The organism is Ruegeria sp. C5 (assembly GCF_056537605.1).
Genome location: NZ_JBQFRX010000008.1, coordinates 49,456 through 61,845, shown reverse-complemented (window position 1 = coordinate 61,845; position 12,390 = coordinate 49,456). Strand labels below are relative to the sequence as shown.

Sequence of the window (12,390 nt, the reverse complement as noted above, 5' to 3'; positions counted from 1 at the left end):
AAACCCTTTATTCTGCAGCCTCGGCCTGAATGAAGCCGCCCGATTGGCGATGCCAGAACCGGGCGTACAACCCGCCACGCTCCAGCAGAGCCTCATGTGAGCCGCTTTCAACGATATGACCGTGATCCAGAACAATAATCCGATCCATCTCGCTAAGCGTGGATAGGCGGTGGGCAATAGCCAGCACGGTCTTGCCCTGCATCACCCGGTGCAGTGCCGCCTGAATCGCTGCCTCGACCTCGGAATCCAACGCCGACGTCGCCTCGTCCAGAACCAATATCGGTGCGTCTTTCAGGATAGCGCGAGCCAGAGCGATCCGCTGTCGTTGCCCGCCGCTCAGCTTCACGCCGCGTTCGCCCAGATGCGCGTCATAGCCCTTGCGTCCTTGCGCATCTTCTAGACCGAGTATGAATTCATGCGCCTCGGCTTTGGTCGCGGCCTCTATCAGCTCATCGTCGGTCGCGTCAGGACGACCATAGAGGATGTTCTCGCGCGCTGAACGATTGAACATCGCGGTTTCCTGCGTGACCATCCCAATCTGTTGACGCAGGCTGTCCTGAGTCACGTGAGAGACATTCTGCCCGTCGATGGCAATAACGCCATGTTCCCCGTCATAGAGCCTTAGCAAAAGTGAAACCAAAGTGGATTTCCCCGCACCTGAGGCCCCGACTATGCCCAGCTTTTCACCCGGTGCGGCAGTGAAATTAAGATTAGCAACACCACCGATATCGCGGCCATAGGCAAAGCTGACGCTGTCAAAGGCAATCTCGCCCTCTGAGACCACAAGTGTCGATGCGTTCGGAGCATCCTCGACCCGAACGCGCTTGGTCAGTGTGTGCATTCCGTTTTCAATCTCACCGACATTTGCGTAAAGGCCCATCAGTGTGAAACTGACCCAGCCGGTCATTTGCGAGATGCGTATCGCCACGGCCCCGGCCGCCACGATGTCCCCGGCCGTCGCGATGCCCGCCTGCCACAACCACAGTGTCGCGCCGATCAACAAGACCGGCAGCACCCCCGCCAGGGTCATTAGGATGAACCGGAAACTGGCCGATAGCTTGCCGAATTCCAGCGACCGTTCACGCAGGTCGACCATGGAATTTCGGGCGGTTTGATCTTCGAACTCGGAATGGGCAAACAGCTTGACGGTTTTGATGTTGGTGATCGTATCGACCACCTGCCCCGATACCATCGCCCGCGCCCCCGCCCGCGCGGCAGAGCGTACGCGTATGCGTGGAAGATACCAGCGGACCAGCAAGAAATAGACAACAAGCCAGGCAACAAATGGCAGCATCACAAGCGGATGAATAGACCCTAATAAAAGCAATGAGCCTGTAAGTGAGGCAATAGCGAAGACAATAGCGCTGATTGTTTCGGACACCACTTGCGTCATGGCGTTTGATGTCTGCATCTGTTTTTGGGCGATGCGTCCAGCAAAATCGTCATCGAAATAGGTCACCGACTGGCCCAGCGTCCAGCGGTTCAGTTTTGCCAAAACCAATGGCGTGATGTTGGGCATGACGATGTAGTTGTTTGCCACCGACGACAGGCCGAACAATGCGGGGCGTAGAAGCATGAAGAATGCGACAGCACCCAAAATGATCGCGAGATTGCCGCCGGTCAGAAACGCCTCAGGACTGCTGTTGGTGGTCAGATCAATGACGCGGCCCAGGACCCAGGCGGTGCCAGCCTCCATCGCACCCGCGATCGCCGAGAAGGCTGCTGCGACGAACAGCATCGGCCAGGCGCCGGACAAGCTCCAACGGATGAACGCCCCCAGCGTTTGCGGCGGGGGCGTTTCTGTGTCTTTGAACGGTTGGATGAGGTCGGCAATCCTCATTCAGCGGCCTCCGGGTTTAGGAAGCCTCCAGATTGCCGCGCCCAGAACTGAGCGTAAAGCCCTCCCTGCGCCAACAGATCGGAATGACCACCTTGTTCAACGATCCGGCCGCCATCCATCACAAGGATGCGATCCATCTGAGCAATCGTGCTGAGCCGGTGCGCGATGGCGATCACGGTCTTACCTTGCATCATGCCGTAGAGTGTTTCCTGTATCGAGGCTTCGACTTCGGAATCTAGGGCAGATGTCGCCTCGTCCAATAGCAAAATCGGCGCGTCTTTCAGGATCACCCGCGCCAGCGTTACACGCTGCCGCTGACCGCCGGACAGTTTCACGCCCCGCTCGCCCACATGCGCATCATAGCCAGTGCGGCCCTCCGGGTCTTGCAGATCGAGGATGAACTCATGCGCTTCGGCCTGTTTCGCAGCGGCAATCATCTGTTCTTCGGTCGCATCAGGCCGACCATAGAGGATGTTGGCCCGAACCGAGCGGTGTAACAGAGCACTGTCCTGCTGAACCATACCAATATGGCCGCGCAAACTGTCCTGCGTAACCTTCGAGATATCCTGGCCATCGATCAGGATCGCGCCCTTCTCGACATCGTAAAATCGCAAAAGTAGCTTTACTAGAGTCGATTTTCCGGCACCGGAGCGGCCGATCAGGCCGATCTTTTCGCCTGGCCGGATGGTCAAGTTGACGTGATCCAAACCACCGGTTTCTCGTCCATAGTGATGAGACAGATCGCGTATTTCGATCTGGCCATTACCAAGCCGCAAAGGTTTCGCATCAGGTTCGTCCAACAGATCGATGGGCTGCGCGATGGTCTGCATACCCTCGGCAACGATACCCAATTCGCGAAAGAAGCTGGTCAGCGCCCACATGATCCACCCGGTCATGGCATTCAACCGTAGTGTTAGTGCCGTGGCGGCGGCCACCACTCCCACCGTTGCGCTACCTTGCGCCCAAAGCAGGATTGCCCAACCGACGACTCCCACGATCAGCACACCGTTCAGCGCAACAAGCGCGGCATCCATAATGGTGAAAATCCGCATCTCGATCTGGAAAGTGCGGCGGGTTTCCGCAATCGCCTCGCGCGCATAGTCCTGTTCCTGAGTGTCATGGGCAAACATCTTGATCGAGTGGATGTTGGTATAGCTGTCCACCACCCGGCCCGTCACGGTCGAGCGTGCATCCGACGCCGCCTGAGATGCCGGGCCGACCCGCTTAACGGTCCAGCGCACCAGCGCACCGTAAAACACCAGCCAGATCAGCAATGGTAGCAACAGTCGCGGATCAGCCGCCATCAGCAGAATGGCCGCACCGATCATGTAGGCGATCGAGAACGAGATCGCGTCAAAGACTTGAAAGACCACCTCACCCGCGGCGGGCGGGGTCTGAACAACCCGGTTTGCGATGCGCCCGGCAAAGTCATTCTCGAACCAGCCAACCGATTGACGCAGAACATGTTTATGGGCGCGCCAACGGATCAGCGTGCCAAAGTTCGGCAAGATTGTGTTGTTGAGCAACAGCACGTCAACAAGTTGCAGGATCGGGCGAATGAACAGGATCAGCGCGGCAACCACGATCAACTCAGTTCCATGCGCCCGCCAGAATTCGGCGGGAGAACTGCCCAACAGGTCCACAACGCGGCCCATATAGAAGATCAGCCCGACCTCGACCGCCGCAACGACCACGGACATCAGCGCGGCCAATACAAAAACGCGTTTGAAAGGCTGCGAGTAACCCAGCATGAAAGGCCACAGCCGCGTCGGTGGCTTGTCTACCTGTTCATAGGCAACAAAAGGGTCAATGAGATTTTCGAAGTAGCGAAACATGGAGAGTGCTCCGATTGAGCAGAAAATAGGTCATGCGAAGAAAGATGGCGCCAGAACACCACCCCTACGGGTCAAAGTGTTCCGGGCTTTAGCCGAACCAGATCCCGTAATACATTCGCATTCCTCCCTCCATATGAGTCAGGCGCACCCTGCCAAATCAAATCGGGTTTGTCATCCCTTTTTGAGACTTCAAATCAGTCGGCCAGCAATTCTTCGCGGCTAAGCGCGAAATCCGACGCGATCCAACGCGCCTCAAGCTCGGCCAGTTTTGCGCCCAGCGCGGGGCCCGAGAAGGCGGGGATCAAATCCGCCGCCTTGATCGGGAAACTGGCCGCGGACCCTTTTTGCAAAGCTCGGTTCAGGTCTTCGGACCAAGGCTGTTCAAGAAATGCATGACGCAAAAGTGTCTCGTGCAATCCGCCTTCCGACCCATAGCGATAACCCAATTCTGCGACACTGGTCGTCGCCATCGCTTCGTCGCGCATCCGAGCCAGACGCTGCAGTTGCGCGCGGCTGAGACGCAGGGTTTTGGCCACTTCGGGCGATGCAATCGCGGCCAAACGACGAATCGCTTCGGGCGCTGCATGGGCGTCTTGTTCCAGTTGAATCAGGATCGCCAGCGCCCGGTCATCAGCCCCGGGTAAGAGCTGCGCCAAAACGCCAGTGATGCGCATGGCGGCCACCGACGGCGCGGGGTCAGGCGCTGCGAGCAGTTTAAGCATCTCGGCCCCGACCCGTTCGCGCGAAAGTGTCTCTAACCCGTCCAAATTTGCAGCTATTGCATCCAGTGCAGCGGAGTCAAAGCCACCGTCCACATCCCCGTACCAAGCATGAAACCTGAAATATCTGAGCGATCTCAGGTAGTCTTCTTGGATGCGATCACTGACCTCCCCGATGAACCGTACGCGACGCGCCTGTAGATCCGGCAAACCGTTCAGCGGATCAAGGATTGTGCCGTCAGGTTTGGCATAAAGCGCGTTCATGGTGAAATCACGACGCGCGGCGTCTTCTTCGACCTTGTCGGAAAAGGCGACGACAGCACGCCGACCATCCGTTTCGACGTCACGGCGAAACGTCGTGACCTCGTGCGGGATACCTTTGCTGACAATCGTCACGGTGCCATGGTCTATCCCTGTTGGTATCGGCTTCAGCCCAGCTTTCTGCGCCAGTTCCACGACGTGTTCCGGCCCAGCGTCTGTGGCGATATCAATGTCAGAAACCGGCGCCTGCAGCAGAGCATTGCGCACACAGCCACCGACGAATAGCGCCTGCGCCCCGCCGTTGGTCAGGGCGGTGCATACATCCTGCGTGGCTTGGTCGGTTAACCAATCTTCTGTGATCCGCTTCATTCATTCATCCGCGCTGCCAATCCCCGCAGCATCCGTGCCGTCGCACCCCAGATATAATAGGGGCCATAGGGCACAGCATAGTAATACCGTCTTTGGCCACGCCAACGGCGCGACTCGACGACATAATTCTCTGGGTTCAGGACATGCGCAAGCGGAACGAAGAAGATCTCATCCACCTCGCCCGGTTCGGCGACTGGTTCAAAACTGGCTTCAAGGATCGCAACAACCGGCGTGACCGAAAAGGACGTCACGGTTTCATGAGTGGGCAGATGACCCAGAATACTGGGTAGTTCTGGCGGAAGACCAATTTCTTCCTGTGCTTCGCGCAAAGCTGTCGCAGTAACGTCGATGTCGCCCTCATCCTGTTTTCCACCCGGAAAGGCGATCTGGCCCGGATGGTGTTTCAACGCCGAAGAGCGTTTGGTCAAGATCAACCGGGGTGCGTCTCCGGTCACGGAAACAGGCACTAACACGCCCGCAGGGCGCAGTTTGCGCCCCGCCGGCAGCACCGTTTCCGGGTTCAGATCAAAGTCACTGGACCCGGACCCATCACGGCTCAGCGCCTCGGTAAGGTCTGTGATCAGATCACGCGCCATCCGGGCCTTCGGCCTCGAAACCGACGGTCGCAGGGTCCAGCACATAGTGCGCACCGCAGAATTGGCAGTCTGCTGTGACGGTGCCTTCGTCCGTGGTCATTGTCGCAATATCCTGCGCCGAATAGATCGACAGGCTTTGGCGCACGCGATCTTCGGAACAAGTGCAACCGAATTTTACCTGCTGTGCATCATAGACGCGAGGCTGTTCCTCGTGAAACAGACGCACCAGAAGGTCGGTTGGCGCAACGGATGGCCCGATCATCTCCAGATCATCCACGGTGTCGAGCAGGATGTTGACGCGATCCCAGTTCTCGCCCTCTTCACCATCCACCAGATCCGAGGCAGACAGGATCTCTCCGCTGCCCTCCCCGGAAGCGGCAAAGGGCGAGGCTTTGGGCATGTGCTGCAGCATGATCCCGCCAGCGCGCCAGTGTTCACCGACACCGGGCTCAGTCGATTTGCCGAAGCTCAACGAAAACCGGGTCGGCAGCTGTTCGGACTGCGCGAAATAGGCTTCCGCACACGCGCTCAGTGATCCCCCGGCCAGTGGGGTGATGCCCTGATAAGGCTGTGTACCTTCACCTTGGTTAATCATGATGGCGAAGTACCCGTCACCCACCTGATCGAAAGGGGCTGCATCGGTCAGCCGGTCGCGGTCAAAGCTCGCATATGCGCGGATCTGCGCGGGTTCGCCCTCGAACTGTGGCGCATAATAATCGGTTGCGATCATCCGCACCGCGCCCTTGGATTGCACCTGCAGAGACAGCTTCCAGCGCAGCGATACCGTTTGCCCTATCAATGCAGTCAGCAGGGCCATCTCGGCCACCAGCGCCTCGACCACCTCGGGGTAGTCGTGCTGTTTCAAGATGCCGCCCAACACGCCGTCCAGCCGGGCCACGCGGCCTCGCATGTCGGGTATATCGAGTTGAAAGGGCAGGACGGTATCGTCCCACGCGATTTTGGTTCCAATAGACATGGGGTTTCCTTAAGCGCCACAGGTTGGCATACCGCCACCATATAGGTTGAACAGTTTGGGTTGAAAGGGGCCTTACATGATCAGACGGTTCGGTGAAAGCCCCGAGGCAGAGCGAAAATACACCCGGCGGGCCGGCGTTTATGCCCTATTGCCACAAGGCAACCGATTGCTGCTGACCTGTCAGCTGGAACCCGGACCCGATCTGCAGCTGCCGGGCGGCGGCATCGATCCGGGGGAATCACCCATTACAGCGCTTCACCGTGAGGTTTACGAAGAAACCGGCTGGCTGATCGCCGCGCCCCGGAGAGTGGGTGCGTTTCGTCGATATACCTACATGCCGGAATACGATCTGTGGGCCGAGAAGGTCTGCCTGATTTACCGCGCCCACCCGGTCAGACGCCTAGGCCCTCCGACCGAAGACCTTCACGAGGCCATTTGGATGGAGACCGCAGATGCCGTTCATCTGTTGGGCAATGAGGGCGACGCCCATTTCGCCCAGCGCCACCTGCATGGGCTTTAAGGTCCGTTATATTCAAAAAACACTGCAGAGACATCATCCGCAATTCCGCTGTCCGGTGACATCACCTGTGTAAGACGCCAGAACATGTCATCCAGGAATTCCGGTCCACCGTGATCGGCGGCGCATTCAACAGCCATCGCCTTCAACCCGTCATCATCCAGCAGACTGCCGTCGGCGAGCTGGCATTCGGTGAACCCGTCCGAATGCAAGAGCAGCTTGTCGCCCGGTTGCATATAGGTTTCCGTCTGCTGAAACTGCGCCTCAGGCAGCAAACCAATGGGCAACCCGCCTTCGCCCAGAAACTCGGTTTTACCATCACGGCGCAGCAACAGCGGATGCGGGTGTCCGGCCTGCACCATTTTCAGATGTCCGTTGCGCAGATCGATGATGGCATAGACCATGGTGAAATACTCTTCGATCCCGGCATCGGCGATCAGACGCGAGTTGAGCAACGACGCGACCTCTTCGGGTGGCAGAAGGGCGTAGAATTTATTAAAACGACGCTCCATCGCGATGTTCTGATCGAAATGCGTGCTGGACAGATACCCGCCCAGCCGTGCCGTCATCATCGCAGAGGTGATCCCGTGGCCGGAGACATCGATGCTGTAAAACCCCAGCCGATTGACACCGGGCGAGAACATCCCCACCAGATCACCGCCGATATGACCGCAAGGTTTCAGAAGCAGGCTGACCTGTGAGTTGCCAAAGGTTCCCTTCAATTCGGGCACCAGCGAGTCCTGAATCTTTCGGGCCTGCATCAGATCTTTATCGATCGCATCATGGGCAAGCTTCAGTTCGTTCAGCGCTGTTTCGATCAATTGGTTTTTTCGGGACAATTCGCGTTGCATGTCAAGAATACGCGCCCCGGCCGATATGCGCGCACGCAGCTCATCAGCCTCAAGCGGCTTGATCAGAAAATCGTCTGCCCCAGCGTCCAAACCGCGCGCGACCTCCTGCTTTTCGCTTTTTGAGGTCAGAAGAATGAAATAGCTATATTGCTCACTGTCCAGCTCTCGGAAGGCGCGACAAAACTCAAGCCCGCCCATACCTGGCATGACCCAGTCGCTTAGAACAAGATCAGGCGGGTCCGAGGTGCAAAGCTCTATCGCGGCTTCACCACTGTCGGCTTCAAGAACCTCGAATCCCCACTTTTTTAGCGAGGCCACCAGAATGCGCCGCTGCAGACGGCTGTCGTCCACAACAAGAACCTTGCGGATCGCGCCAAAATCCAGCTCGACCCGGGCCTCTACTTGACTGGCATCCGGCACCATGAAGTCCCTGTACTTGCTCAACTCTCCAGTTGTCGCAACGCTATGCCTCTCAGCTTAACATCCTATGAAAAACCAAATGGCCGCGATTTAACCCCATCTTTACCCGTGACGGTCTAACAATATGCAACCGCAAGAGGATGGCATGATTCAGTGGTCCAGAGTCAGACAATTACGTGATGAAGTCGGCGCAGACGAGTTCACCGAGGTTGTCGAAATCTTTTTGGACGAGGTTCAGGAAGTTATCACTAAGCTACGCGATGACACTGCCCGCTCCGAGATCGAACAGAACCTACATTTCCTGAAGGGCAGCGCGCTGAGTCTTGGCTTTGATAGTTTCTCGAAACTGTGCCAGGACGGTGAGCGACGCGCAGCCGCTGGTGAAAGCGCCGCCGTTGATTTGCTGGCGATTATCGCGGCCTACGACGAGTCGAAAAAACTGTTTCAGGCCGGTCTGGCCGAAAACCTGCGCTAGATCACAAACTGTACCAGCGTCTCGTCTTCGGTGATATCCGTATAAGTAAACCCGGCTTCATCCAGATGCGCAAACAGGCGCATGAAATTCTCGGGCTTGCGGGTTTCGATTCCGATCAGGACCGAGCCAAAGTTGCGCGCCGATTTCTTCATGTATTCGAACCGTGCGATATCATCCTCAGGGCCGAGGATGCCGAGGAATTCTTTCAGGGCACCGGGGCGCTGCGGTAGGCGCAGGATGAAGTATTTCTTCACCCCGGAATAGCGCTGCGCACGTTCTTTGACCTCTGGTAAACGCTCGAAATCGAAGTTCCCGCCCGAGGTGACACAGACCACCGTCTTGCCACGCACAAAGCTTTGCACGTCACCCACGGCCTCAACCGCCAATGCACCGGCAGGTTCCAGAACGATGCCCTCGACATTCAGCATCTCGATCATGGTGGTACAGATGCGGTCTTCGGACAAAGTCAGCACATCCGACAGATGCCGCGATTTCAGCAATTCAAACGGTTTCTCACCAATCCGGCCTACTGCTGCGCCATCGACAAATGTATCCACATGATCCAGCGCCACCGGGTGCCCCGCTGCCAGCGCCGCGCGCAAACACGCCCCGCCGGCCGGTTCCACGAACAGGCAATGCGCCCGGTCCCCGAACCAGGTCGCCACCCCCGAAGACATACCGCCGCCGCCAACCGGCAGAATTACATGATCGGGCACTCGGCCCAATTGCTCTTCGATCTCAACCGCCAATGAGGCCTGCCCCTCGATCACATCCGCATCATCGAACGGAGACAGGAAATATCCGCCCTGTTCTGCGCACCAGCTTTGCGCCGCAGCCAGCGTGTCATCGAAATAATCACCGATCAGGTGAACCTCGATATTGTCGCCGCCGAAAATACGCGTCTTTTGGATCTTCTGCTGCGGCGTGGTCACCGGCATGAAGATCACACCCCGCACACCCAGATGCTTACACATATAGGCCACGCCCTGCGCATGGTTGCCAGCGCTGGCGCAAACGAAAAGGTCCTGCCCCTGCTGCTTGCGCATCGCATTGAACGCACCGCGGATTTTATACGACCGCACCGGGCTGAGGTCTTCGCGCTTGAGCCAGATATCCGCGCCGTATCGATCGGATAGATGAGCATTCCGCTGCAACGGAGTTGCTGGAAACACTGAGCGCATTGCCTTTTCGGCAGCGCGGGCGCGGGTCGTGAAATCAGTCATGTTGGATTCCCTGCCCCATCATCGTCGAAAGGGCAAGGAATACATATGTGTACGGGCTTAGGCCAGCTCGCGCTTTTCGATGAACACACCATAGATCGTCGTCAGGATACTGACATTGATCAAGGGGACGATCAGCATGCTCGCAAACAAGACAATCAAGACACCTATGATTGGGACGAAAAGCAGCAAAGACGCCAGTAGCTGAAGCAATATTTGGAAGAGGATGGACAAGACAACCAGAAGTGCGATGGCTCCGCTTGCGCCTGAGGTTGCTTGCCACGCTTCAGACAGCTTTATTGGTTTTCCGATCGCTGCGCCGGGTAAAATCGGGGAGGCCCGATAGAATCCGATCGTGAGAAAGATGATCAAACCCAGCCAAACCAGAATTCCCAGCGCCACAGAGGATTGCGCCATCATGCCCATGATCAGCGCTCCCGGTATCATGATGATAAGAGCGATTAGGCCGAGCATCAGAAGGCGTCCGAAATAGGCGAGCACACGGTCGAACCTGAAAGGCGGAACCAAACCGCTTGGATATTCCTCAAGTAGAACAAAACGGTGCCACGACACGACAATCCACAGCATGACCCCAAAGACAACGGCCATAAGGCAGAGCAGAAATCCGGTGAAGGACGCGGCCGTTACGCCTTCAGGGAAGCCATTGGTTTCACTGTTGAATTCTTCGAAAGGGATGCCAAACAGGAAGAACAGGCCGATGGCTAAAAAGCCGCCAATGAGCGCCGGTACGACTGAAATCTGTAGCGCCTGCTTCAGGTTCCTAAGAACCATCCTCACCGAATGCACGAAAATCTCTAATCCCAGCATAAATACCGCCCTCTCAACCAATCCTTGTTCTCTATCCGCCCGTTTCACCCCAATTCCCGGGCTGCGTCAATCCACACAGCTTGCCCCCACGCCCAAAACCCGTTAGGGGCCAGTCGTTCTACGCATAAAGGGAAGTCAGATGTCCGCGCCCAAGAAAGTTGTTCTGGCCTATTCCGGTGGCCTTGATACCTCGATCATTCTGAAATGGCTGCAGACCGAGTATGGTTGTGAGGTCGTGACCTTCACCGCCGATCTGGGTCAGGGCGAGGAGCTGGAGCCCGCCCGCAAAAAAGCCGAGCTGCTGGGGATCAAGCCCGAGAACATCTATATCGAAGATATTCGCGAGGAATTCGTTCGCGACTTTGTCTTCCCGATGTTCCGCGCCAATGCACAGTACGAAGGGCTGTACCTGCTGGGCACCTCGATCGCACGGCCTCTGATCTCGAAACGTCTGGTCGAGATCGCCGAAGCGACCGGTGCTGACGCTGTGGCCCACGGCGCGACTGGCAAGGGCAACGATCAGGTTCGTTTTGAACTGGCTGCTTACGCACTGAATCCCGAAATCAAGGTGATCGCGCCGTGGCGTGAGTGGGACCTGACCAGCCGTACCAAGCTGTTGGAATTTGCCGAGGCGAACCAGATCCCGATCGCCAAGGACAAGCGTGGTGAGGCCCCGTTCTCGGTCGATGCCAACCTGCTGCACACCTCGTCCGAGGGCAAAGTTCTGGAAGACCCCGCCGATATGGCACCCGACTATGTCTATCAGCGCACCGTCCACCCCGAGGATGCGCCGAACGAGCCGGAGTTTATCGAGATCGGTTTTGAAAAAGGCGACGCGGTCAGCATCAATGGCGAGGCGATGAGCCCCGCGACCATCCTAACCAAGCTGAACGAATTTGGCGGCAAGCACGGCATCGGTCGTTTGGACCTGGTTGAAGGCCGGTTCGTGGGCATGAAATCGCGCGGTATTTACGAAACCCCCGGCGGCACCATCCTGCTGGAAGCGCATCGTGGGATCGAGTCCATCACCATGGACCGGGGCGCGATGCACCTGAAAGACCAATTGATGCCGCAATATGCCGAGCTGATCTATAACGGCTTCTGGTACTCGCCCGAGCGGGAGATGCTGCAGGCAGCCATCGACAAGTCGCAAGAGCATGTCACCGGCACCGTTCGCGTGAAACTGTACAAAGGTCTTGCCTCAACCGTGGGCCGCTGGTCGGATCATTCGCTGTACTCCGAGGCGCACGTGACCTTTGAGGAAGACGCTGGTGCATATGACCAGAAAGATGCGGCAGGCTTCATCCAGTTGAACGCACTGCGCCTGAAGCTTCTGGCCGCGCGTGACAAACGGCTGAGCAAGTAAGCGTTTAGAATTTTAGATCTGGCCCCGGTGTTTGATCAGGCACCGGGGTTTTTCTTTGCCGGGTTTCCGTCGGGTCGGGCTTGCCCGGATCAGGCGATTGTCTTTACGCATACGTCA

11 protein-coding genes are annotated in these 12,390 nt (G+C 57.4%); 3 read left to right on the top strand and 8 right to left on the bottom strand.

Features of this window, described 5'->3' with window-relative positions; all coding sequences use genetic code 11:
* Positions 1-7: 7 nt before the first annotated feature.
* The 5 genes from ACR0AW_RS19325 to hslO form a co-directional block, all read right to left on the bottom strand.
* Positions 8-1,840 carry an ABC transporter ATP-binding protein gene (locus ACR0AW_RS19325; RefSeq protein WP_170734074.1) on the bottom strand — a complete coding sequence of 611 codons (1,833 nt, stop codon included), beginning with the start codon at positions 1,838-1,840 and terminating at the stop codon, positions 8-10.
* Positions 1,837-3,675: an ABC transporter ATP-binding protein gene (locus tag ACR0AW_RS19320; protein WP_170734073.1), complete on the bottom strand. Its 1,839-nt coding sequence runs from the start codon at positions 3,673-3,675 to the stop codon at positions 1,837-1,839. The genes ACR0AW_RS19325 and ACR0AW_RS19320 overlap by 4 nt, the downstream gene beginning before the upstream one ends.
* Positions 3,676-3,869: 194 nt before the next feature.
* Complete coding sequence (locus tag ACR0AW_RS19315) at positions 3,870-5,024, bottom strand: CCA tRNA nucleotidyltransferase (RefSeq protein WP_170734072.1); 1,155 nt, start codon at positions 5,022-5,024, stop codon at positions 3,870-3,872.
* The gene (locus tag ACR0AW_RS19310; protein WP_170734071.1) at positions 5,021-5,620 is read right to left on the bottom strand and encodes a CoA pyrophosphatase; all 600 of its coding nucleotides are present in this window, start codon (positions 5,618-5,620) and stop codon (positions 5,021-5,023) included. Before ACR0AW_RS19310 ends, ACR0AW_RS19315 begins: the two co-directional genes overlap by 4 nt.
* Positions 5,610-6,596, bottom strand: a complete 987-nt coding sequence (gene hslO, locus ACR0AW_RS19305) for an Hsp33 family molecular chaperone HslO (RefSeq protein WP_170734070.1) — start codon at positions 6,594-6,596, stop codon at positions 5,610-5,612. The genes ACR0AW_RS19310 and hslO overlap by 11 nt, the downstream gene beginning before the upstream one ends.
* Positions 6,597-6,672: 76 nt before the next feature.
* On the opposite strand from hslO, the gene ACR0AW_RS19300 reads away from it, so the two are divergent.
* Complete coding sequence (locus ACR0AW_RS19300; RefSeq protein WP_170734069.1) at positions 6,673-7,116, top strand: NUDIX hydrolase; 444 nt, start codon at positions 6,673-6,675, stop codon at positions 7,114-7,116.
* On the opposite strand, the gene ACR0AW_RS19295 is transcribed toward ACR0AW_RS19300, so the two are convergent.
* Entirely contained in the window at positions 7,113-8,387 is a 1,275-nt protein-coding gene (locus tag ACR0AW_RS19295) for a SpoIIE family protein phosphatase (protein ID WP_170399510.1), read from the bottom strand. The two genes, ACR0AW_RS19300 and ACR0AW_RS19295, sit on opposite strands and share 4 nt — an antisense overlap.
* 121 nt (positions 8,388-8,508) lie before the next feature.
* On the opposite strand from ACR0AW_RS19295, the gene ACR0AW_RS19290 reads away from it, so the two are divergent.
* Positions 8,509-8,859 (top strand): Hpt domain-containing protein, encoded by a 351-nt coding sequence (locus tag ACR0AW_RS19290; RefSeq protein WP_480444264.1) that lies wholly within the window; start codon positions 8,509-8,511, stop codon positions 8,857-8,859.
* Here the strand turns inward: ACR0AW_RS19290 and ilvA are convergent.
* Both ilvA and ACR0AW_RS19280 read right to left on the bottom strand, forming a co-directional pair.
* Positions 8,856-10,082, bottom strand: a complete 1,227-nt coding sequence (gene ilvA / locus ACR0AW_RS19285) for a threonine ammonia-lyase IlvA (RefSeq protein WP_170649040.1) — start codon at positions 10,080-10,082, stop codon at positions 8,856-8,858. The two genes, ACR0AW_RS19290 and ilvA, sit on opposite strands and share 4 nt — an antisense overlap.
* Positions 10,083-10,139: 57 nt before the next feature.
* Positions 10,140-10,907 (bottom strand): hypothetical protein, encoded by a 768-nt coding sequence (locus ACR0AW_RS19280; RefSeq protein ID WP_170466726.1) that lies wholly within the window; start codon positions 10,905-10,907, stop codon positions 10,140-10,142.
* Positions 10,908-11,046: 139 nt separating this feature from the next.
* Between ACR0AW_RS19280 and ACR0AW_RS19275 the strand changes: the two genes are divergently transcribed.
* Positions 11,047-12,273 (top strand): argininosuccinate synthase, encoded by a 1,227-nt coding sequence (locus tag ACR0AW_RS19275; protein WP_170734068.1) that lies wholly within the window; start codon positions 11,047-11,049, stop codon positions 12,271-12,273.
* Positions 12,274-12,390 lie beyond the last annotated feature (117 nt).

Coding starts and splice junctions, on each gene's coding strand:
- ACR0AW_RS19320 (WP_170734073.1), bottom strand. CDS start 3,675: ATGTTTCGCTACTTCGAAAATCTCATTGACCCTTTTGTTGCCTATGAA.
- hslO (WP_170734070.1), bottom strand. CDS start 6,596: ATGTCTATTGGAACCAAAATCGCGTGGGACGATACCGTCCTGCCCTTT.
- ilvA (WP_170649040.1), bottom strand. CDS start 10,082: ATGACTGATTTCACGACCCGCGCCCGCGCTGCCGAAAAGGCAATGCGC.
- ACR0AW_RS19315 (WP_170734072.1), bottom strand. CDS start 5,024: ATGAAGCGGATCACAGAAGATTGGTTAACCGACCAAGCCACGCAGGAT.
- ACR0AW_RS19310 (WP_170734071.1), bottom strand. CDS start 5,620: ATGGCGCGTGATCTGATCACAGACCTTACCGAGGCGCTGAGCCGTGAT.
- ACR0AW_RS19325 (WP_170734074.1), bottom strand. CDS start 1,840: ATGAGGATTGCCGACCTCATCCAACCGTTCAAAGACACAGAAACGCCC.
- ACR0AW_RS19295 (WP_170399510.1), bottom strand. CDS start 8,387: ATGGTGCCGGATGCCAGTCAAGTAGAGGCCCGGGTCGAGCTGGATTTT.
- ACR0AW_RS19280 (WP_170466726.1), bottom strand. CDS start 10,907: ATGCTGGGATTAGAGATTTTCGTGCATTCGGTGAGGATGGTTCTTAGG.
- ACR0AW_RS19300 (WP_170734069.1), top strand. CDS start 6,673: ATGATCAGACGGTTCGGTGAAAGCCCCGAGGCAGAGCGAAAATACACC.
- ACR0AW_RS19275 (WP_170734068.1), top strand. CDS start 11,047: ATGTCCGCGCCCAAGAAAGTTGTTCTGGCCTATTCCGGTGGCCTTGAT.
- ACR0AW_RS19290 (WP_480444264.1), top strand. CDS start 8,509: ATGCAACCGCAAGAGGATGGCATGATTCAGTGGTCCAGAGTCAGACAA.